Origin of the sequence: Streptomyces sp. NBC_00328 (assembly GCF_036139655.1) — a bacterium.
GTDB lineage: Bacteria > Actinomycetota > Actinomycetes > Streptomycetales > Streptomycetaceae > Streptomyces.
Window position 1 is genome coordinate 1,948,189 of record NZ_CP108013.1, and the last position, 20,683, is coordinate 1,968,871.

At 69.6% G+C, this 20,683-nt stretch carries 19 protein-coding genes; 15 read left to right on the forward strand and 4 right to left on the reverse strand.

Annotation, left to right across the window (positions count from 1 at the left end; all coding sequences use genetic code 11):
• The first annotated feature begins 112 nt into the window (after positions 1–112).
• The 5 genes from OG485_RS08395 to OG485_RS08415 all read left to right on the forward strand — a co-directional run bounded on the left by OG485_RS08395 (position 113) and on the right by OG485_RS08415 (position 5,964).
• Positions 113–1,477: an ATP-grasp domain-containing protein gene (locus OG485_RS08395; protein ID WP_328665440.1), complete on the forward strand. Its 1,365-nt coding sequence runs from the start codon at positions 113–115 to the stop codon at positions 1,475–1,477.
• A complete protein-coding gene (locus tag OG485_RS08400; RefSeq protein WP_328665442.1) occupies positions 1,474–2,724 on the forward strand; it encodes an ATP-grasp domain-containing protein in 1,251 nt (416 codons plus the stop codon). Before OG485_RS08395 ends, OG485_RS08400 begins: the two co-directional genes overlap by 4 nt.
• Positions 2,725–2,827: 103 nt before the next feature.
• Positions 2,828–3,013: a hypothetical protein gene (locus OG485_RS08405; protein WP_328665444.1), complete on the forward strand. Its 186-nt coding sequence runs from the start codon at positions 2,828–2,830 to the stop codon at positions 3,011–3,013.
• A 393-nt stretch (positions 3,014–3,406) separates the two neighbouring features.
• On the forward strand, positions 3,407–4,684 hold the full coding sequence (locus OG485_RS08410; RefSeq protein WP_328665446.1) for an ATP-grasp domain-containing protein: 1,278 nt from the start codon (positions 3,407–3,409) through the stop codon (positions 4,682–4,684).
• The gene (locus tag OG485_RS08415) at positions 4,681–5,964 is read left to right on the forward strand and encodes an MFS transporter (RefSeq protein WP_328665448.1); all 1,284 of its coding nucleotides are present in this window, start codon (positions 4,681–4,683) and stop codon (positions 5,962–5,964) included. Before OG485_RS08410 ends, OG485_RS08415 begins: the two co-directional genes overlap by 4 nt.
• Before the next feature lie 109 nt (positions 5,965–6,073).
• On the opposite strand, the gene OG485_RS08420 is transcribed toward OG485_RS08415, so the two are convergent.
• Positions 6,074–6,352 (reverse strand): hypothetical protein, encoded by a 279-nt coding sequence (locus tag OG485_RS08420; RefSeq protein WP_328665450.1) that lies wholly within the window; start codon positions 6,350–6,352, stop codon positions 6,074–6,076.
• Between the two features lie 11 nt (positions 6,353–6,363).
• On the opposite strand from OG485_RS08420, the gene OG485_RS08425 reads away from it, so the two are divergent.
• Positions 6,364–7,584 carry a metallophosphoesterase gene (locus OG485_RS08425; protein WP_328665452.1) on the forward strand — a complete coding sequence of 407 codons (1,221 nt, stop codon included), beginning with the start codon at positions 6,364–6,366 and terminating at the stop codon, positions 7,582–7,584.
• Between the two features lie 20 nt (positions 7,585–7,604).
• On the opposite strand, the gene OG485_RS08430 is transcribed toward OG485_RS08425, so the two are convergent.
• Both OG485_RS08430 and OG485_RS08435 read right to left on the reverse strand, forming a co-directional pair.
• Positions 7,605–8,318, reverse strand: a complete 714-nt coding sequence (locus tag OG485_RS08430) for a TetR/AcrR family transcriptional regulator (RefSeq protein ID WP_326789215.1) — start codon at positions 8,316–8,318, stop codon at positions 7,605–7,607.
• A gap of 140 nt (positions 8,319–8,458) precedes the next feature.
• Positions 8,459–9,157, reverse strand: a complete 699-nt coding sequence (locus tag OG485_RS08435; RefSeq protein ID WP_326789214.1) for a hypothetical protein — start codon at positions 9,155–9,157, stop codon at positions 8,459–8,461.
• 283 nt (positions 9,158–9,440) lie between these two features.
• Between OG485_RS08435 and OG485_RS08440 the strand changes: the two genes are divergently transcribed.
• The gene (locus OG485_RS08440; RefSeq protein WP_326789213.1) at positions 9,441–10,520 is read left to right on the forward strand and encodes a GNAT family N-acetyltransferase; all 1,080 of its coding nucleotides are present in this window, start codon (positions 9,441–9,443) and stop codon (positions 10,518–10,520) included.
• Between the two features lie 120 nt (positions 10,521–10,640).
• The gene (locus tag OG485_RS08445) at positions 10,641–11,723 is read left to right on the forward strand and encodes a GNAT family N-acetyltransferase (protein ID WP_328665455.1); all 1,083 of its coding nucleotides are present in this window, start codon (positions 10,641–10,643) and stop codon (positions 11,721–11,723) included.
• Positions 11,724–11,742: 19 nt separating this feature from the next.
• Here the strand turns inward: OG485_RS08445 and OG485_RS08450 are convergent, their stop codons facing one another.
• Positions 11,743–12,462, reverse strand: coding sequence for an alkaline phosphatase family protein (locus OG485_RS08450; RefSeq protein ID WP_328665457.1), 720 nt, complete (start codon positions 12,460–12,462; stop codon positions 11,743–11,745).
• Positions 12,463–12,953: 491 nt separating this feature from the next.
• On the opposite strand from OG485_RS08450, the gene OG485_RS08455 reads away from it, so the two are divergent.
• The 7 genes from OG485_RS08455 to OG485_RS08485 all read left to right on the forward strand — a co-directional run bounded on the left by OG485_RS08455 (position 12,954) and on the right by OG485_RS08485 (position 20,640).
• A complete protein-coding gene (locus tag OG485_RS08455; RefSeq protein ID WP_328665459.1) occupies positions 12,954–14,774 on the forward strand; it encodes a glycosyltransferase in 1,821 nt (606 codons plus the stop codon).
• A 7-nt stretch (positions 14,775–14,781) separates the two neighbouring features.
• On the forward strand, positions 14,782–15,210 hold the full coding sequence (locus OG485_RS08460; protein WP_328665462.1) for a hypothetical protein: 429 nt from the start codon (positions 14,782–14,784) through the stop codon (positions 15,208–15,210).
• Between the two features lie 224 nt (positions 15,211–15,434).
• Positions 15,435–16,196, forward strand: coding sequence for a glycosyltransferase family 2 protein (locus tag OG485_RS08465; RefSeq protein WP_328665464.1), 762 nt, complete (start codon positions 15,435–15,437; stop codon positions 16,194–16,196).
• A complete protein-coding gene (locus OG485_RS08470; protein ID WP_328665466.1) occupies positions 16,193–17,467 on the forward strand; it encodes a glycosyltransferase in 1,275 nt (424 codons plus the stop codon). Before OG485_RS08465 ends, OG485_RS08470 begins: the two co-directional genes overlap by 4 nt.
• Before the next feature lie 61 nt (positions 17,468–17,528).
• Positions 17,529–18,824 (forward strand): lipopolysaccharide biosynthesis protein, encoded by a 1,296-nt coding sequence (locus OG485_RS08475; protein ID WP_328665469.1) that lies wholly within the window; start codon positions 17,529–17,531, stop codon positions 18,822–18,824.
• Positions 18,821–19,828, forward strand: coding sequence for a glycosyltransferase family 2 protein (locus OG485_RS08480; RefSeq protein ID WP_328665471.1), 1,008 nt, complete (start codon positions 18,821–18,823; stop codon positions 19,826–19,828). Before OG485_RS08475 ends, OG485_RS08480 begins: the two co-directional genes overlap by 4 nt.
• Positions 19,825–20,640, forward strand: a complete 816-nt coding sequence (locus tag OG485_RS08485; RefSeq protein WP_328665473.1) for a polysaccharide deacetylase family protein — start codon at positions 19,825–19,827, stop codon at positions 20,638–20,640. The genes OG485_RS08480 and OG485_RS08485 overlap by 4 nt, the downstream gene beginning before the upstream one ends.
• Positions 20,641–20,683: the final 43 nt, after the last annotated feature.

The following is a 20,683-nucleotide window of genomic DNA, read 5'->3' on the forward strand; positions in this document are numbered from 1 at the left end:
CTCGCCCCCCGGACGATTGACCGACCGAACGTTAGCATGATTTGATCATGGCCGGAACGCATCCGCCTCGCTCCAATTGCCCCTGCCGTACGCTCAGTTGGCCTGTGCGGCGATGCATCGTCCAGAGCTGAACGCGCTCGATCATCGAGGCGGCCCAAGCCCCTTCCGTCACCTCGATGCCGCGCGGCACTTCCACCGATCGAGAGACGGAATCATGAGCATTATTCTTCTCCATACCAGGAATCTCAGTCGCCGCAATCACCTGGCTCGAGTGCGGGATTACGCCCGAGAACACGGCGAGCGCCTTCTGATGGTCATGAAGGACGCGACATGGGAAAGCTCCTACGTCGATCGCGTGGTTTCCGCGGATACAACCAGCATCGAAGAGACAGTGGCCGCGGTCCGCTCGCTCGTCGCCGAGGAGGACGAACCCGTACGCGGGGTGGTGACTTTCGTCGAGCAGAGCGTGCCGGCGGCGGCCGCGGTGGCCGCGGAACTGAACCTTCCGTCCAACGACGAGAAGGCCGCGTATCTCGCTCGCGACAAGTACGCGATGCGTTCCGCATTCGACCAAGCGGGCCTCGTGCAGCCGGGATTCCGCCTCGCCGCAACTCTGGAAGAAGCCGTCGAAGGCGCGGGACAGCTCGGATACCCCTTGGTGCTGAAGCCGTTGATCGGGGGCGGCAGCAAGTACGTGCGCCGGGTGAACAGCGACGCGGAGCTGGCCGAGCATTTCGGGACCATCCAGAAGGGCGCCTGGACCGGCTTCACCCACGACCCGCTGCACACCCGCACCCGGGAGCAGTACAACGACGCCGTGCTGCTGGAGGCATACGTCCCCGGTTCCGAGATCAGCGTCGAATCGGTCGTCGTCGACGGCGGGACCAGGGTCGTGGCCATCCACGACAAGCCACTCCCGATGGAAGGCCCCTACTTCGAAGAGGTCTACTACACGACGCCGACGCGGCTGGCCGCGGAACTGGTCGAGCGCATCACCACAGCCGTCGAAGCCGCTCACGACGCGCTCGGAATACGCGCCGGCGCCACCCACACCGAGTTCCGCATCACCGCGGACGGGGAACCGTACATTCTCGAAACGGCGGCGCGCCTGGGCGGCGGGCCCGTATACCAGTCCGTTCTTCTGAGCACGGGCATCGACATGGTCGATGCCGTGCTCGACGTCGCCACCGGACGCGAGCCGCGGCTCGACCTTCCGAACGAACCGACTCCCACCGGCTTCTACCTCTTCTTCGCCGAACGGGCCGGTGAACTGGTGGGCGTATCGGGCCTGAACACGCTGGAGACCGACAGCCGGGTCAGCGAAATCATGCTGTACGGACAGCCCGGCGACCAGGTTCTCGTTCCGCCGCACGCCTCGGCGGCCCATGGACACATCGTCTTCTCCGCCACCGCCCCTGAGGCCGTTGACGCGGCATTCCACGAGTTTCGCGACGCCATCACGGTGGAGGTCCGATGAGATACCTGGTGCTCAACCGGACCCCGCTCACCGGGCGCCGCTTCCCCGACTGGCTCGGCGCCGATCACGAGGTCGTTCTCCTGACCGATGCGGCCGCCGTCTCTTCCGACCCGCAGGTGCGCTCCGCCCAACTCGCCGGCTACGCGCACGTCGACATCGTCGACGACTTCCATTTCAACCCCCTGGTGGAGAACCAGGCTTTGACGCTCCATCAGAAATGGAAATTCGACCGGGTCGTCGCGCTCTCCGAGTTCGACATCATGCGTGCTGCCCGCCTGCGTCAGCTTTTCGGTGTGCCCGGGCAGGACGTCGCCAGCGCCACCGCGTTCCGGGACAAGCTGACGATGAAACGCATACTCGAGCGGGCCGGAGTCCCCCTGGCCCCCTATGCTCCGGTGGCCAACCTCGCCGACCTCCTCGGATTCATCGACCGGCAGGGATATCCCGTCGTCGTCAAGCCGAGGTGGGGCGGCGGCTCCATCGACGTCCACGTCCTGAACGACCAGCAGGACGTGGAAGACCTCCTCACCACCCACCGCGACCTGGGCACCGACGACGGCGCCCAGCTGCTCGCCGAGAAGTACATCGAGCACGAGCTCATCCACGTCGACGGCATCGTCGTGGCCGGTGAAACACTGCTGATGTGGCCTTCGACGCATGGCAGTACCACCTGTATGGACTTCAAGCACGGGAAAGTCCTGCAGAGCTCCCTTCTCGATCCGGCCGACCCGCTGCTGGCCCCCGTACGGAATCTCACCCGCCAGGCCCTGGCCGCGCTGCCGACCCCGGACACCTCCATGTTCCACGCCGAGGTCTTCCTCGATGCGGACCGTCAACTGGTGTTCAACGAGATCGCCAGCCGGATGGGCGGCGGCCTGATCGAAGGGGTGCTGCAGCTGGGCTTCGGCATCACGCTGCCCGAGGTCTACGTCGGAGCCCTGAGCGGCAACAAGCCGCCGCAGATCCCCGCCGAGCCCGTTCAGATCGCCGGCTGGTCGCTGTTCCCGCCCACAGCCGGCACCGTGACCGAGATCCCCGCCGACTGCCCCGTCCCCGGCGTCACCCGGTACCGCCGGCATGTCGAGCCGGGAACCGCCCTCACGGCTGCCCGCACGAGCGTGGACAAGATCGGCTCCGTGCTGGCCACCGGAGACACCCGCAGCGAGGTCGAGACGGCCCTGGAGGAGGCCCTGAGCTGGTTCGAGCGTTCCACTGTCATACGGCCGGAAGCCGAGGGCGGCGAATGACCGGGGCGTTGCGCCGGGTACTCCGGCCGGACCTCTCCGTCACGGAGAAGTGATCACTCCGTCGGCCACCGGCGGAAACCCTGGAGTGCCTCACCCGTGACGCGTGTCCGACTCCGCTGCGGCAGACGGCCGCACGGTCGTTGAACGCGAGGCCGCCCGCACCGAGCTCTTGCCGGCGGAGCCGGTCTTCCTGGGCAGCGGCCGGGGGATCCTGCTGGTGGCCTCGGTGGACGGGCTCCTGGTGCGGGACGGGTCCGCCGGCCCGGTCGCGCGCTCGACCACGGCGTAACGCGTCCGCGGTGAGGAGCCGAACCCACGGCGACCAGGACTGGCTGGTCAAAGTCCTGTCCTGATCGACGTGTTCGGTGGTGCCGCTCCAAATTCCGTCCCTGATCACGCAGTTCGCTGTCGTCGGCGTCGCCCGTTCATGGCCGGCCGGGTCGAGCACCTGAAGCCGGAGGGCATGCCTGCGGTCGCTAGGATCGCGTGGCAGACAGTCACCATCGGTTGCCTGGTCGCCGACGCCGCCGGGACCGAGAAGTTTCTGGTGATCCGCCGCGCCCGCAGGTCGCGCCGGCAGCCGGGCTGCCACTCTTCGCCACCGGGCGCCGGATCAGCGCCGTGCGACAACGGCGTTCGTTCTGAGGTCCCTCGTCAACATCACCTTTGGAGTGCAGCACAGATGTCTTCGAACCACCTGGCGCACGAACGTGTCCGTCACCTGCTGGTCGTCGGTGACGAGCGGGACATCGTCGCGTATGCCAGGGAGCTCCAGCCCGACCTCATGACCAGCGTCCTGTGTACGCATCAGGAGGCTCGCAAGATGCGGACCACGGATGCCCACCGCAGGGTTGTCATCGTCGGGGACGATGCCCCGGTCGACGAGTGGGTCGCCGCGGCACGCTTCATCCACTCGATGGATCCCGTGGACAGGGTGGTGAGTTACGGCGAGGAGGGCCAAGAGCCCGCCGCGTTCATCGCGATCGAACTCGGCCTGCAGTGGCACTCCCCCGAGACGGTGCGGGCGGTCAACAGCAAGCGTCTGATGCGGGAACGCCTGGCGGACGCGGGGGTCGACGACACACCCTGTCTGGAAGCGACAACGGCCGAAGAGGTCACCGCCTTCGCCGACCGGGTGGGTTACCCACTGATCTGCAAGCCGGGGCAGGGAGCCGGCAGCCAGGGCGTGGTGCGCCTCGAGGGACCCGACGACGTCGCGGCGAAGCTCGAAGCCACGTTCTCGGCAGCGGCTGGACTACGTCATTCCGACGTGCTGGTCGAGCCGTTCCACGACGGCGAGGAATACAGCGTCGAGTGCGTGAGCGAGGCCGGAGAGCACCTCCTGCTGTGCGTCACCAAGAAGTTCCTCGTCCCCGGCCAGTTCGTGGAGCTGGGCCACGTACTCCCGGCCCCTCTCTCCGTGTCCGACGAACAGCGGATCCTGCGGACCGTGACGGCGGCTCTGGACGCGCTGGGGATCACGGAGGGCGCCACCCACACCGAGGTCATCGTGAACGACCGTGCGGTCAGGATCGTCGAGACCCACCTCAGGCAGGGGGGCGACCGGATCCCCTACCTGCTTCGCGCGGCCCGCGGTTCCGACATCGTGGCCGTCCTCGCGCGGCAGAGCATCGGCGTTCCCTCACTTGGTGACGCACGCGCCGAACTGGAGAAGGCCGCCGACGACCTCACGTCCGCCGCCATCTGGTACGCGGTACCGCAGGCGGCCGGCGAGGTCCTGGAGGTACGTGGGACCGAGGACATCAAGGCGCGTCCGGGCGTGAGAGACGTCGTCGTCCGCAGCGCGCCGGGCGACCGCCTCGGGCCCATCACCTGCTCGGGTGACCGACCGGCCCATGTCTGGGCCGTCGCGGAGAGCCCCGAGGCCGCGCTGAACATCGCGCAAAGCGCTGTGGCGGACCTGCAGTTCATCGTCGCAATACCGGGCCGTGTCGGATGACGCCCGGTGCGCGCGGTTCGGTTCTGAGCAGACTCGGTACCTCCCTCAGAAGCAGCCCGGCCGCAGAACGTACGCTCGTCGTCAGCGCGCTGTCCGACTCCATGGGGACGGGACTCTTCGCCGCCCTGGCAGCGGTGTTCTTCACACGGATCAGTAGCCTGACGGCCTCTCAGTTCGCGCTCGGTCTCTCTCTCGCCGGAGCGGTCGGGTTCGTCCTCACCATCCCGGTCGGCGTGGTCGGCGACCGTTTCGGGGCACGCCGGACGCTGATCGTGCTCAACCTCTGGCGGGCCGCGGGTTTCGCCTGCTACGCCTTCGTCACTTCTTTCCCCGCCTATCTCGTCGTCGTGCTGCTGACTGCGATCGCCGACCGGACCGCCGGCGGGGTCGGTCAGGCCATTGTGGCCGACGTGGCCGGTGACGACAGACGTGTCCGGCTCATGGCGATCATGCGTTCCGTCCGGAACGTGGGTTACGCGGTCGGGGGACTGGCCGCCGGTGTCGCGATCGCCATCGACAGTTCCTGGGTCTTCCGGGGCACACTGTTCGGCATCGCACTCTTCTATGTGCTGTGTGCGGCCCTGCTTGCGCGGCTCAGAACCGCGGACGCCGGGCGGGTGCCCGTCCGGACCAAGAGGACATGGGCCTTCCGGGACCGCCGGTACCTGGCGTTCACGGGCCTGAACGTGTTCCTCGCCCTGCACGTCACCACTCTCAACGTGCTGCTGCCCCTGTGGATCCTCTCGGTGCCCGCGATCCCCGAATCGTTCGTCGCGTTCCCGTTGATCCTCAACACCGTGATCGTCTCGGTCCTGCAGCTACCGGCTACGCGGCACATCGTCAGTCTTCGCGGGGCGGGGCGAGCCGCACTCGCGTCGGCGGCGCTCCTGGCCGCGGCGTGCTGCTTCTTCGCGTTCTCCGCGTGGTGGAACGATCCGGCCGGCGCAGTGCCTGTTCTGCTCTGTGGCGTGCTCGCGCTGACAGCGGCTGAGATGTGGCAGGCGGCGTCCTCGTGGCAGATCTCCATGGATCTCGCTCCCGAGGGCAATCGCGCACAGTATCTGTCCACGTTCAACCTCAGCAACACGGCGGAGCGAGTGGTAGGGCCGGCGGTCCTTCCCGCCCTTGTCATGACGTACAGGTCCTGGGGCTGGCTTCTGGTCTGCGCTGTGGTTCTGCTGAGCGGAGTCTCCACATGGTGGCTCGCCCGCACGGCCGCCCCCGCCACCCCGGATGGGGAAGCCGACAAGGAGGCCGTCGGCGGCGTCGGGGTGGCTTGACGTCCCCGTACCACCAGCAGACGCCGTCTACGACAGGACGCCTGACCGGGGTTTCCCCCTGTCAGGCGCCTTTCCATCAGCCCCCTCACGACCGAGCCCGTCCCGCCCGTCACCCCGTCAGGCAAGGGGCGACGTTTCGCCAGGCGCGCTCGATGTACTCCTCCTCGCGGGTGGCGATACCGCTCCCGACGATGACGGCGTCAGCGGCGCACGCCTCCTCAAGACAGTGCGCCGCGTCGCCGTCGAGGACGCCCGCACGTGACGTCGCAGGACGCCCTGCCCGGCTGTGGTCACCTGGGGCCGCACTCATGAACGCCCATCCGGTGAACTCCCCTCCGGGCAGCCCGAGGACGACCGGATACAGTGCGCGGGACGGCAGCCTGGTCAAGGAGGGGAAGCGTGACCGACATCAGCAACACCCGACCCGCCGACAGCGAAGCGCAAGAGCCGCGGCCGAGCCGACTGCACCGCCTGATGCGCTACATCCCCCTGATCGCCCCCGTCCTGCTCTGGGCCGTGCCCTGCTGGGTGCTCCTGTACACCGGCCAGCACTGGCCGCTGCCCGTCGCTCCGGTCGGCACCGCGCTGTTCGCCCTGGGCCTCGTCGGGATGCCGCTCGCGATGATGCGCGGCCACGGCCGGCGTCAGCAGGACTGGGCGGCGATCGTCGGTGACAGCTTGCTGGGCGCCGGCTGGGTTCTGTTCACCTGGTCCGTTCTGCTCGGCGTCTTCTTGCGTCTCGCCCTGACCCTGGCCGGCGTCGGCGAGAGTCAGGACCGGGCCCGAATCGTCACGTGGGCCGTCCTCGGCGTAACCGCCGTGCTGCTCGTCTGGGGGTACGCCGAGGCCCGCCGCGTGCCACGCGTGCGCCGTCTCGACGTTCAACTCCCGCGGCTGGGTGCCGGGTTGGACGGCCTCCGTGTCGCCCTGATCACCGACACCCACTACGGACCGCTCGATCGCGCCCGCTGGTCGGCACGGGTGTGCGAGACGGTGAACACGCTGGAAGCCGACCTGGTCTGCCACACCGGCGACATCGCGGACGGCACGGCCGAACGCCGCCGAGCCCAGGCCGCCCCGCTCGCAACCGTGCGGGCCACCCGGGCCCGCGTCTACGTCACCGGCAACCACGAGTACTACAGCGAGGCCCAGGGCTGGGTCGACCTGATGGACGAGCTGGGCTGGGAGCCGCTGCGCAACCGCCATCTGCTGCTCGAACGCGGAGGCGACACCCTCGTGGTCGCCGGCGTGGACGACGTCACCGCCGAATCCTCCGGCCTGGCAGGCCACCGCGCCCACCTCGCCGGAGCCCTGAACGGCGCCGACCCCGACCTGCCCGTCCTGCTCCTGGCACACCAGCCCAAGTTCGTCGACCGGGCGGCAGCCGAAGGCATCGACCTCCAGCTCTCCGGCCACACCCACGGCGGCCAGATCTGGCCCTTCCACCACCTGGTCCGCATCGACCAGCCCGCCGTCGCCGGCCTCAGCCACCACGGCACCCGCACCCTCCTCTACACCAGCCGCGGCACCGGCTTCTGGGGCCCGCCGTTCCGCGTCTTCGCCCCCAGCGAGATCACCCTCCTCGTACTCCGCTCCCCGCACCCGCCCACCTCCCCGTAGCCCCGGGCGGGCCAGCACCCCTACTCCGGGAGGATGAAGCGGTCGAGCAGCGCGTCGAGGCCTGCCGCCAGACCCTCCGGTCCACCCCGGTCGGCGAGCGAGGGCGCGATCTGCCGGAGCGTCGGCAACTCCCGCGGCGACAGGTGGTGCAGACCGAGCCGGAAGGCAGGATCGGATTCGTCCGGGTTGTCGACCATGGGTTGCAGCTCGACGGACACATAACCGAGCAGCCAGGCGGAGTAGGCGCGGAAGACGGCCACCGTGCGGGCCGGGTCGAATCCCGCCGCCCGCAGCAGGGCGAGCACCCGCTCGTGCTCCCGCAGCACGGCGCCCGGCCGTCGCGCCAGCGGGACCGCCAGCATGCGCGTGGCAAGCAGGGGAACCGCCTGGGGGTGGGCGAGGCACACCTCGTAGGTCGCCCGTGCGGCCCGGTGCAGTCGGGCACGCCAGTCCGGCTCCTCGGCCGCGGCCTCCGGCACGGCCCCCAGCTTCTCCTCCAACTCGAGGTACAGCGCCTCCACCAGCCCGTCGAGGAGGGCGTCCTTGCCGGCCGCATACCGGTAGAGCGCCATGGCCTCAACACCGAGTTCGGATCCCAGCCGCCGCATGCTGAGCGCCGACAGGCCCTCCTGGTCCACCAGTTCCAGCGCGGTGGCGAGCACCCGTTCGCGGCTCAGCCGGCCGTAGTGCCCACGGTCGCTGGCGCGGCGCGCCGGCCGTTCCCCCTCGTTCATCGCCTCGTCCTCCACGCCGATGACCCTCGCATACGTAGCGAACTCGACCATAAGCCATCGGCCCCGGGCGGATGCGCGAGGCGGACCTGCAGCGGGAGGGCGAGGACTGCGCCCCACCTGAACGAAGGGGTCAACAGCGCCTATTCATGCGGCGTTTCCCGGATCACGGCGAAGAACGCCCGGTCCGTGGGGAGGCCGCCGGCGTCGAAGGCGCGGTGCCGGCCGAGGTGTTCGACCCGCCCGCCGCTGCAGTTCTTCCGCAGATACTCCGTGAGCCAGACATCAGGCGTCGGCACCATGCGCGGCAGCCCGAACGACTCGGGCATCTCGTCCTCGCCGCTGTCGAAGAACATCACCTTGCCGGTCCGGGCCCAGAGCCCTCGCAGCAGGTCGGTGGCGGTGTCGAAACCCAGCTCCCGCACCAGGTGGTGCCAGAGGGACAGCAGGAGGGTGCAGTCGGTCGCCGGCAGAAGGGCGAGCGTGTCGGGGCGGAACTCGAGGCTCATCACCGCCACGTTGTCCAGCTGGTTCCGTCGCACGGCCGTCGTCGCCGTCCGGACACATTTCGGATCCGACTCCAGGGCGACGGAGGGTACTCCGCGCTGGGCGAGCCGGATCGGGAAGTAACCGACGTTCGCGCCCACGTCCAGCGCGCTCTCGACTCCGAGCCGCTCGACGACCGGTTCCATCGCCGCCCATCGCGACCCGGTACCGACGGATCGCTTGGCCCTGCGCACGCGTATGCCCGGGACCGGCTGATAGATGCCGTCGGGCAGCGCGTCGAGCTTGAGGCGGAGCAGATCGATCCCGTCGTCGAGTTTGCGACGAGCGCCGCGCATCAAACGAATCGAGGGGAATCGCTGATGGACGCGCACCATGCGCGTGGAGGTCTGAGTTCCGGCCAACTGGTCCACGGATACCTCTATCGACTGGCGATATTCGGGCACTCGCATTGCCACATCGAATCAATAATAGCTTTTGCCCCGATGTTCCACAATTTGACCCCGCGGAGTCGGACGGTCTGCGGACGCCCCCGGGATGCGGCCTGGTCAGCGACAGAGCACCCTTGACGGGTGAAGGTTCAGAACGCCTACCGTTCGCGACGCGTGAGGAACTGGCGCCATGCGCTTTTCGGGCTCTCGAACCTCGTCGAGCCGGGATTTTCTCGACGTGACGACTCCGGCGCCCCGGGAGAATTGGCAGCGCTTGGTCGACCATAGCGACAAAGCGCTGATCACCCAGACCCCGGGCTGGCTGGACTGCATTTGCGCGACGGATTCCTATGACGACGCCAGCCGCTTTTACGAATTCGGAAATTCCGGCGGGATCGTCGTGCCGCTGGCCCGCCGACGCGGCTGGCCCGGCCGTCTGATCGCCCAGGACGCCTGGCCCTCCGAGTGGGGCATCGGAGCTCCGGTCACCGCCGAGGCGCCCGACCCGCGGCACGTGCGCGCCGTCTTCGAGGATCTGGCCCGGCTTCCCTCGAATCGCGTGTCCGTGCGGTTCGGGCCGAACACGGACCCCGTGTGGCTGTCGTCGGTGCCGTCCCGCTTCACCACCTCGCGCCACACGACGTACATCCTGGACCTCGACGGCGGCTTCGGCGATGTCTGGGGGCACTTCAAAGGATCGGTCAGAACCGCCGTACGCAAGGGCGAGAAGGCGGGGGTCGACGTGGAGGTCGACCGCACCGGGCGCCTGGTGCCAACCTTCTACGCGCTCTACCAGCACTCGGTCGCCCGTTGGGCACAGCAGGCGAACGAGCCGCCGGTGCTCGCTCACTGGCGCAGGAATCGGATCGACCCGCTGCGCAAGTTCCAGAACGTCGCGGAGACGTTCGCGGAGTCCTGCGCCGTGTGGCTGGCCTCGTACCAAGGCCAGCCCGTGGCGGCCATCATGGTGCTCCGCCACGGGCCTCACGCCAAGTACTGGCGAAGTGGCATGGTGAAAGAACTGGCTCATCCGATTCGCGCCACCACGCTGCTGCACAAGCTCGCCATCGAGGATGCCTGTGCGGCCGGTTGCCGCTTCTACCACTTCGGCGACTCCGCCCCCGATTCCTCCGTCAGCGTTTTCAAGGAACGGCTCGGCGCTCACGGCTACCCGTCGTTCGGCTACCGCAGGGAAGTGCTTCCCCTGACAGCGGGCGATCAGCTGCTGCGGAGCGCGGTGAAGCGTCTCATCGGTTTCAAGGACGAGTGACACCCGGTCCCACCGAGATGCCCGGCCCGGATGCCCCACCTAGCATCGGTGGTGGGCACGTGGGTCCTCGGTCCGCGAGCGTCGTCCTCGCGGGGCCCTTGCGCCGGGCGGGAGAGGCCCGTGAACGCACCTGCTGAGCTCCTGATCGACACTCCGGCCGGTCTCGCGCACATCACCACCCCGGCTCCACGTGCCGTCTGGTGGGAGCTGGCGGGCAAGGATCCGGACACCAACCCCAGTCAGACCCCGCTCTGGCTGGACTGCCTGTGCGCCACAGGGCCGTACCGGGACGCGAGCCGCCTCTACGAGTTCGAACGAGGCCGACGGCTCGTACTCCCCCTGGTCGCCAGAAGGCACCGCCCGCGGATCCTGGGCACGGAGGAGTCCTGGCCCGCCCAATGGGGCATAGGAGGGCCGGTGTCTCCGGAAAGCGTGAGTCCGGCGGAGGCACACGCGGTCTTCGCCGACCTCGCGCGGCTGCGCGCGCTCCGGGTCGGCGTGCGGCTTCGGCCGGCGGACCAGGCCGTATGGGCGAGCGCCGCGACCGGCTTCGGCCTCGAGCCCCACATGACGCAGATGGTGAACCTCGACGGCGGCTTCGGCACCGTCTGGGAGCAGCGCTTCGGACGTCGTATGCGACGGGAGATCCGCCGGGCCGAGCGCTCGGACGTCGACGTCGAGGTGGATCGTAGCGGCCGGCTCGTTCCCGCCTTCTACCACCTGTACCGGAAGTCGATCGTGCGCTGGGCCGAACAGCAGCACGAGCCGCTGGCGTTGGCCCGCTGGCGCAGAACGCGGGAGTTCCCCCTGAGCCGGCTGGAAGAGGTGGCTGCCCGGCTCGGTGACGGGTGCGCGATCTGGATGGCCTGGCGCGCCGGTGAGCCCGCCGGGGCGTCCATCGTCCTGCGCCACGGTGGTCACGCCAAGATGTGGCGCAGCGCCATGGACCGGGAACTGGCTCATCCGGTCCGCGCCGTCCCCCTGCTCTACCGGCTGGCGATCGAGGACGCGTGCGAGGCGGGCTGCCGGACGTTCGACATGGGAGAGTCCGCCCCGGGGTCCTCCCTCGCCGAGTTCAAGGCGGGGTTCGGAGCGGAGAGCTTCTCCTCCCCGCGCCTCCTCCGGGAACGGCTTCCCGTCTCTGCGGCCGATCGCCGTCTGCGCACGGCCGTCAAACGCCTGATCCGCTTTCAGGACCCCTGAGGTCGCCTCCCTCCCGTGGTCACCCCACGTCGACGGGTTCCACGTCGTCGCTGTGGTGGAGGGGTTTCAGGCCGTACGCGTCCAGCATCATGCGCAGCAGTCCGAACTGATTGTTCGGTTGGTCATGGTCGCCCGGCCGGACATGTTCACCCACCAGGACGGTGGGGACATGGTTGGGTCCTTTCGCATCGTCCTCGTCCCAGGTGACGACCAGCAGGCTGTTGTGGGTCATCGCCCAGTCCGCGTAGCCGCCGAGATTGTTCCGCAGCCAGGTGTCCGCCTGCCGCACACCGCCGTCGTGCATGTCGTGTTCGAGGTCCGGGACGACGAACGAGACCGTCGGCAGATCCGTGAAGTCGCGAGGGAAGTCGGTCCACGGGCGGTTGACGGACGCGGGAAGGTTGGTGAAGTTCACCCACGGGGTGTGCCGGCGCACGTAGGCGCCGTCGGCGCAGCCGGTGAACCCGACGCGCGGCATGCTCTGCGCGTAGCCCACGAAGGTCAGGCCGGACTGGAGGAGTTGAGTGCCGAGATTCCGCGACGTGAGCCTGTGCGGGCAGGAGTCGTCGTCGACCCCCAGGAAGGAGCCCGCGAAGAGCGCCAGGTAATTGGGCTGACTGGGGTGGGTGAGGGCGTAGAACTGGGTGAGCGAGGCGCCCTGCCGGGCCAGTTGGTTGAGGTACGGGGCCTCCGCGCTTCCGATGACGGCGTCGTACGACTGGTCCTCCTCGATCACCACGACGATGTGGTCCGGCCGGGGAAGCCCGGTTCGAGCCGGTGAATCGTCACAGCCCGCTGTCGTCAGGAGCGTCGCCATCACGGCCGCCCACGCGAGGAGCCGTCTCGCCGGACGACGGCCCGGCCTCAGTCGTACGCCTCTCACTTGTGCTTCTCCGCTCTCTGTCCGGGGACCGTTTCGACGCGCGCCGCGCGTGACCGCCGCGAACTGCCACTTGCAGCAATCGGAAATACCGTCACAATCGGTATTGATACCTCTTCCTGGTCGACATCCAGCGCTGATGTGGACCGACCAGCGGGAGTCGACGGCCGTGTCGCCCATGGCCGCCACGCCGGGGCGGGAGACCGACAGGCCGGATCCGGAAGGTGCCACATGCGTCGAGTCAACGCCCCTGCCGGCCGCGGTGGGAGGACGGCCGGCCCCTTCGAGGAGTCGGCGTTCCGCGTCTTGAGAGCCGTCACGGGAACACGGGTTCCCCGGGAGACCTCTTCATGGGCAAGCTCCAGACGCTGACAGGCGGGCGCGTGGCGTCCTTCACCAACGCCGTGGCCCGGCGGCCCGGTGCCGCCGCCGGCGAGCGGCGCCCCTCCGACCGGGCCACAGTGCTCCAGTGGGCGACACGCCTGATCCTTCCCTCGGCCCTCGCCCTCTGGCTGCTGTCCCTGCGCCATGTGGATCTCGCCGGAATGCGCGACTACGGTCTGCTGCAGGTGCTGCCGGTGCTCTTCTGGGTCGCCGTCGTCCTGCTCACCCTCGGCTTCTGCCTGGCACTGACCGTCCGGCGAACCGGCGGTGGATGGTTCGCGGGATACGTCCTGGGGCTGATCGCTGTCATCCACGCGACCCCCACACTGCTCTACCCGACACTGCGCTACAGCTGGGCGTGGAAACACGTGGCGGTCGTCGACGCGGTGATCCGCCATCACGGCGAGGTGCCCCACGCGGACAAGCTCGCCATCTACAACCAGTGGCCCGGATTCTTCGACCTCAACGCGTTCTTCCTGCAGGCCACCGGTCTGCATTCGGCGCTCGGCTACGCGACGTGGACCCCGCCCGTGTTCAACGCCGTGCTGCTCGCCCCTCTGCTGCTGTTCTTCCGGACGGTGACGCATGACCGCCGGCTGATCTGGGGGGCGGCATGGGTCTACTACTCGTGCTCCTGGGTGGGGCAGGACTACTTCGCCCCCCAGGCCTTCGCGTTCCTGCTCTTCGTGACGATGATCGCCCTGGTCATGGGGCAGTTGCCCACCTCGACGCTGTACCGGACGGGCGACACACGCGCGGGCCGATGGCCCGTCGGCCGCTTCGTGGCGGTCATGGTGATCGCGGCCGTCATCATCTCCTCACACCCGCTGACACCGCTCATGCTGGTCAGCGCACTGGTGGCGCTGTCGCTCCCGCGCCGCAACCGGCGGGTCGTCCTGCCCGTCCTGGCCGGCACGGTGGTGCTGGCCGTGGTCTGGGACGCCACCGTCGCCCGCCCCTACCTCTCGGAAAACCTGAACGACTTCGTGGGCTCCCTGCTGAAACCCGACACCAACGTCGTCTCCGGGCTGGCCGCCCTCGGCGCCGCGGCCCCGGGTCAGATCGTGGTGTCCTGGGTCGACCGGGGCCTGTCCGCCGCGGTCTTCGTTCTGGCGGCCGTCGCCTTCCTGACCCATCCCTGGGTCCGCCGCACCGGCCTGCCGCTGCTCGTCGTGGCTCCGCTGCCGCTGCTGGTGGCGAACGCCTACGGCGGAGAGATGATCTTTCGCGCCTATCTGTTCGCCCTGCCCGCGGCCTCGCTCCTGATCGCCGTCCTCCTTCTCGAGCGGAGCAGACGTTTGCGCGTTCAGATGCTGGCCGTCTTTCCGCTGATGCTCGCCCTGCTCGGGGGACTCATGTTCGGCTACTACGGCAAGGAGTCGGCGAACTACTTCACGAAGGACGAGGTGGCGGCCGGCCGCTTCGTCGCGGCCACCGCTCCTCCGGGGTCCACCATCGTCTCCCTGACGTCGGCCGTGCCCGGCCTGTACCTGCGGTACGACGAGAACCCCCAGCTGCAGTTGGACGAGCAGGACATCCGCGACCGGCGGCGCCTGGTGAACGATCCGGTGAACGGCCTGGAGGGATTCATCCAGCGGGCCAGCCCGCAACAGCCCGCCTACATCATCCTGAGCCGGGCTCAGGCCGCCGACCTCTACCAGAGGGGGATCCTGCCCGGCGGTACGGTGCAGCGCCTGGACTCGGCCCTGTCGAAGACCCCGGGCTACATCCCCGTCTACCGGAGCAAGGACGCGGTGGTCTACCGGTATCAGGGCGCGAGGAACTGAGCGGGCCATGGCCTCCCTGCGCTGGGGACTCGCGCTGTCCGGCTGGGTGGCCCTGGCCGTAATCACCTTCCTGCCGGACGCCCTGGTCCTGCGTGCCACGGTGACAACGGCGTTCCTGCTCGCCTGCCCCGGCCTGGCGGCCTCGCGGTGGGCCCGGTCGGGCGTCCGGCGTCTCACGGACCGCACCGCGGTTCTGGAGACGGGTGTCCTGGCCCTGGTGCTCAGCCTGTCGATGGCGGTACTCGTCGTGGAGCCCCTGTTCCTCGGTGGCGCGTTCACCGTCACCCGGGCGCTGCTCGCACTCGCCGCCGTCACCTCCGCCCTGGCCCTGCTGCCCCGGCCCGGCGGAGCCCGGCGCCAGAAGCCGCGTGGCGCCCCGGACCCGGACCCGCCGACGGCCGACAACGGCCGATCCGAGCCGCCGACCTCCGAGTGAGATGCCGCGGCGGCCTCGCCGGGTGCCGCTGCGGTCCAGGTGGGGGCTTCGCGGCGATCCCACACTCCCGGAAACGCCATCTCCGCCCTGCCCTGCCCGGCCTGGGCGGATCCGAGTCGCCCGGAGAACTCCGCCGCTCGCTTGACGTCGCTCACAAATCGGGTAAAGGTGTAGATATACGTCGTAAACATATGCCGTATGGGCGCACTCGGAGATGCATGATCATGTACAACGACACGATCACCGGTAACGAGCGTGAAGCCGGGGCACAGGCCACCGTCAGCCTGGTCGTCCCCGCCCTCAACGAGGCGCGCAACATCGCATGGGTCTTCGAACAGATCCCGGCGTGTGTGGACGAGGTCATCCTCGTCGACGGCAACTCCACCGACGCCACCGTCCCCATGGCACAGCACTGCCTGCCAACCGTCCGCAACGTGCGGCAGAACGGCCCCGGCAAGGGAAACGCGCTGCGCACCGGCTTCCTCGAGGCCAAGGGGGACTACGTGGTGATGATGGACGCCGACGGCAGCATGTCACCGGCGGAGATCCCCCACTTCGTGCACTTCCTCGACCACGGCTACGACTTCGTCAAGGGCTCGAGGTTCGTCGCCGGCGGTGGTTCGCTCGACATCACCCCCATCCGCAAGATGGGCAACCAGGTGCTCCTGCTCGCCGCCAACCGGCTGTACGACGCCTGCCTGACCGATCTGTGCTACGGCTTCTGCGCCTTCCGGCGCAGCTTCCTCGACCAGCTGGACCTGCACGCCGCCGGTTTCGAGATCGAGGCCGAGATGATCGTGCACGCGCTGCGCTCCGGTCTGCGCATCGCCGAGGTCCCGAGCCTGGAACTGCCCCGGCGCAGCGGCTGCTCGAACCTCCACGCCATATCCGACGGGCGCCGGGTGCTGCGCACCCTGTTCTCGGAACGGCCGGGTGCCCGGTCCTCCGCCGCGCGACCCGCGCGACCCGCGCGGAGCGCATCGTGAGTTCCGCCCCGGTCCGCTCCCCTCTCGTCCGGCCCCCGATGCCGGTGGTCGACATCGACCTGGCCCGTCCGGGCGAGTTCCGGCTGCCCGGTGACCGGGGACCCGCCCGGCCGAGAGAACAGGCCAGGGCGCTCGTACGCCTGCACGGTCGCCCCCTGGGCATGGTCAGCGCCGCCGACGCCTCGGGATCCGAGGACCTGTGGCGGGCGCTGGCCGACACCGCCCACCTGGAACTGGCCGGGCAGCTCGCCCGGCACCGTGCCATGGACCGGACCGGACCCGCGGACGGTGGCGACCGGCGCCACACACTCCGGCAGACACCCGTCATCAGCGTGGTCGTGGCCACGCGCGACCGTCCGGAGAAGCTGCGGCACTGCCTGCACTCGCTGCTGCGCTCGGCATATCCCGAGTTCGAGATCATCGTGGTCGACAACGCCCCGGCGGACGACACGGCCGAAGTCCTGGTCCGCTCGGAGTTCACCGGGCGGGTCCGCTACGTCCGCGAACCCGTCGCCGGGCTGGCCCGCGCCCACAACCTCGGGCTCGGCCGGGCGCGCGGATCCGTCGTCGCCTTCACCGACGACGACACGCTCGTCGACCCCGGATGGCTTTCGGCGCTGGCCGAGACGTTCGCACACGACACGCGGATCGGCTGTGTCACCGGGCTGATCGTGCCCGCCGAACTGGAGACCCAGGCCCAGACCGCCCTCGAACGTCAGGGCGGATTCGCGAAAGGGTACGTGCCGCGCACCTGGTCCCTGTGCGATCCGCCGGCGGACCCGCTGTTCCCGTTCACCGCCGGACGCTTCGGCTCGGGCGCCAACATGGCGTTCCGTACCACCGTGCTCCGCGCCCTGGGCGGCTTCGACACGGCGACCGGTGCCGGGACCCCCGGCCGGGGCGGTGACGACCTGCTCGCCTTCTTCGAGATCCTGACGGCCGGTCACACACTCGCCTACCAGCCGAACGCCATCGTCTGGCACTGTCATCGCCGCACGATGGACGCCGTGGCCGCACAGGCCTTCGGTTACGGCGCTGGCCTCGGCGCCTATCTCACCGGCGCGCTGCTGAGCAACCCGCGCCGGCTGCCCGCCCTGCTACGACGGCTGCCCCGCGGCATCCGCTACGCCATGACCCGATCACGCGACCGAGGCGCCGATCCCGAGGCCGACTGGTCCCGGCACCTGGCGCTTCTCGAAGTGCGGGGGATGGTCTACGGCCCCTGCGGCTATCTCCGCGGACGCCTCACCGGCGCCGGCGCCGGAACCTGATGACGAGGTGAGCGGCTTGTACACCCGTCGGGTGACCGAATCGGCAGCAGGAGGCGCCGGTATGCGACGACGGCCCCTGGACATGCTGCGCGCCGGTGTCGCCGCCGCGCTCCCGGGTGAGCCCGTACTCCGCACGGGACACGTCCTCGCGGTCAGTTCCCTCGTCAACGCGGGCCTCGGCTTCTTCTTCTGGACCTTCGCGACGCACTGGTACGACGAGCGGACCGTGGGCCTGGGCTACTCGGCACTCATGGCGTCCCTCCTGCTCACGGGCATCGGCCAGCTCAACCTGAACGACTTCCTGGTGCGGTTCGTGCCGACCGCCGGCCGCCGCACCCGCCGTCTGGTCCTCACCTGCTATGCGGCGAGCACGTCCTTCAGCGTGGTGGTGGCCGTGGCATTCCTCGCGCTGATACCGGTGGTCGAACCGGAGCTCGGCTTCCTGCTGACACCGGTCACCGCGATCTGCTTCGTGGTGGCGACCGCCGGCTACGCCGTATTCGTCCTGCAGGACGGCGCGCTGACCGCGGTCCGCATGCCGGGCTGGGTCGTGGGCGAGAACCTGATATTCGCCGTCGTGAAGATAGTGCTGCTCGCTCTGGCCGCCGCTCTGGGCTTCTTCTCCGGGATACTGCTGTCCTGGGCGGGAGCTCTCGTGGTGTCGCTGGTCGTGGCCAACTACGTCCTGATGCGCAGAGGCGTTCCCCGGCACGAGCGGACGACGACGACCGCGCCGCCACCGCCGCGCATGCTCGGGTACGCCGCGGCCGACTGGGCCGGCTCCCTGTTCCGGGTCGCCGGCTACACCCTGGTCCCGCTCATCGTGCTGAACACCTGCGGTGCCGAGGCGAGCGCCTTCTACTCGGTCGCCTGGGGCGTCGCGTACGTGCCCTACCTGATCGCCCGCAACATGGGAACGTCGCTGCTCGCGGAGTCCGTGCGCGGGCCCGAACGACTCGTGAGGCACTCCCTGCGCGTCCTGCGTCACTCGGGTCTGCTGCTGGGCGGCATCACGGTCGTCCTGGTCGCCGCGGCCCCGCAGATCCTGTCGATCTTCGGTGCCTCGTACGCCGCCGAAGGAACCACGCTGCTGCGGCTGCTGGCCCTGTCCGCGCTGCCGAACCTGCTGCTGAGCGTGGCCATCGACGTGGCCCGGGCGCGGCGGCGTCTGCACTGGGCGGTGTGGCTGCAGGCGGCGATGTGCGTCCTGGTGCTCGGGCTCACCCGGCTGCTGCTGCCGGAGTTCGGCGTCGCGGGCGCGGGCCTCGCCTGGCTCGTCGCGCAATGTGTGATCGCCGTGTTCCTGCTCGTGTCCTGGTCCCGCTGGCTCGTCCCCGTCACTGAAGGGTCATCATGAACAGCGCACTCTCCACCGGGCGCACCGTCCTTACCCTGTCGGTCGTCATCTGCGCCTACACCCTCGACCGTTGGGAGGATCTGCGGGCCGCGATCGGGTCGGTGCTGGTCCAGGACCCGCCCGCCGACGAGGTCGTGCTGGTGGTCGACCACAACCAGGCCCTCCTGGAACGCGCCGAACGCGAACTGTCCGGCGTCCACGTGGTGCCCAACCAGCGGCGCCGCGGTCTGTCGGGGGGCCGCAACACCGGAGTGTCGGTGTCGCGGACCGACGTGGTCGCCTTCCTCGACGACGACGCCACCGCGGAACCGGGATGGACGGGCCGTCTGCTGGCGCCCTACCGCGACCCCCGTGTGGTGGGCGTCGGCGGGTTCGTCCGGCCGTGGTGGGCGACCGCGCGCCCCGTGTGGTTCCCCCCTGAATTCGACTGGGTGGTGGGCTGCTCCTACCGGGGACAGCCCCGGCAGGCCGCCCCCGTCCGCAACTTCATCGGCGCCAACATGTCCTTCCGCAGAAGCGAACTGCTCGCCGTCGGCGGCTTTCTCGACGCCCTCGGACGCGTGGGCAGCCGTCCGGCGGCGAGCTGCGACGAGACGGACCTGTGTCTGCGGCTCGCCGCCCGCGACCCGGAGGCCGTCCTGCTGTACGAGCCCGCCGCCGAGATACGGCACCGGGTCCCCGAGTCCCGTACCAGCTGGTCCTACTTCCGCAACCGCTGCTACATCGAAGGACTGTCCAAGGCGCTGGTGGCACGGCGCTGCGGCCGCGGGCCGGCCCTGGCCAACGAGCGCGTGTACGTGCGGTCGACCATCTCGCGGGCCCTCGCCCGCAACGTGAGCCGGATCCGGCGACCCGGCGCGCTGCGCACGATCGGAGCGCTGTCCGGAGGTGTGTGCGCGACCGTCACCGGTTACCTCGTCGGATCGATCCGGCCGTTGGGCTCCCCGGCCCTCTCCCGGCGTCGCCGCGGAGTGGCGACGCCGACGACGACGGCCCCGTCATGAGCGTCGTGCCCGTCTTCCTTTACCACGCGGTGTCGGACGACCCACCGCCGTGGCTGGCCCCGTTCACGGTGAGTCCACGCACGTTCGCGGAGCACCTGGACATGATCGCCGACAGCGGACTGCGCGTCGTCCCGTTGCGGCAGTTGGTCGCCGCCCTGCTCGGCGGTCCTCCGGTGCCACCGCGGTCCGCGGTGCTGACCTTCGACGACGGATACGCGGACTTCGCCTCCACGGTGGCTCCGCTGCTCGCCGCACGGGGACTTCCCTCGACCCTGTACGTGACCACGGACGCTCTGAACGCCGCCGGCCGGCCGTCGGGCGGCGGGCCGTTCCCGTCCGTGGCGACGCTCGAATGGAACCAGGTCAGGGAGCTGGACGCGGCCGGGGTCGAGATCGGCGGACACTCCGTGACGCATCCGCAACTGGACACGCTGCCCCGGACCTCGGTGCGGGAGGAGGTGACCGGGTGCAAGCAGCGGATCGAGGACACGCTCGGGCACCGTGTCGACGCCTTCGCCTACCCACACGGCTATTCCAGCCGCGCCGTTCGCGCGCTGGTGCGGGAGGCCGGCTGGACCTCGGCCGCCGCCATCCGGGCGGACTCGGCCTTCAGTTCGGAAGGGGACGACCCGCTGCGGTTCGCCCGGCTCATGGTCCGGGCCGACACCGGCCGCAACCGCTTCGCGCTCTGGACCGGCGGCGAGGGGGCACCTGTGGCACCGTTCGCCGAAGGACTGCGGACCAGGGGCTGGCGTGCCTACCGTCGGACGAGAGCGATGACCGGGCTGCCCTACCGGGCGATACCCGCCTGACCCGACTGCCGGCCAAAGAGCACGAACGCGCGGACCGCTGACG

Coding starts and splice junctions, on each gene's coding strand:
- OG485_RS08395 (WP_328665440.1), top strand. CDS start 113: ATGCATCGTCCAGAGCTGAACGCGCTCGATCATCGAGGCGGCCCAAGC.
- OG485_RS08400 (WP_328665442.1), top strand. CDS start 1,474: ATGAGATACCTGGTGCTCAACCGGACCCCGCTCACCGGGCGCCGCTTC.
- OG485_RS08410 (WP_328665446.1), top strand. CDS start 3,407: ATGTCTTCGAACCACCTGGCGCACGAACGTGTCCGTCACCTGCTGGTC.
- OG485_RS08415 (WP_328665448.1), top strand. CDS start 4,681: ATGACGCCCGGTGCGCGCGGTTCGGTTCTGAGCAGACTCGGTACCTCC.
- OG485_RS08430 (WP_326789215.1), bottom strand. CDS start 8,318: ATGAACGAGGGGGAACGGCCGGCGCGCCGCGCCAGCGACCGTGGGCAC.
- OG485_RS08435 (WP_326789214.1), bottom strand. CDS start 9,157: ATGCGCGGCGCTCGTCGCAAACTCGACGACGGGATCGATCTGCTCCGC.
- OG485_RS08440 (WP_326789213.1), top strand. CDS start 9,441: ATGCGCTTTTCGGGCTCTCGAACCTCGTCGAGCCGGGATTTTCTCGAC.
- OG485_RS08455 (WP_328665459.1), top strand. CDS start 12,954: ATGGGCAAGCTCCAGACGCTGACAGGCGGGCGCGTGGCGTCCTTCACC.
- OG485_RS08460 (WP_328665462.1), top strand. CDS start 14,782: ATGGCCTCCCTGCGCTGGGGACTCGCGCTGTCCGGCTGGGTGGCCCTG.
- OG485_RS08465 (WP_328665464.1), top strand. CDS start 15,435: ATGTACAACGACACGATCACCGGTAACGAGCGTGAAGCCGGGGCACAG.
- OG485_RS08475 (WP_328665469.1), top strand. CDS start 17,529: ATGCGACGACGGCCCCTGGACATGCTGCGCGCCGGTGTCGCCGCCGCG.
- OG485_RS08480 (WP_328665471.1), top strand. CDS start 18,821: ATGAACAGCGCACTCTCCACCGGGCGCACCGTCCTTACCCTGTCGGTC.
- OG485_RS08485 (WP_328665473.1), top strand. CDS start 19,825: ATGAGCGTCGTGCCCGTCTTCCTTTACCACGCGGTGTCGGACGACCCA.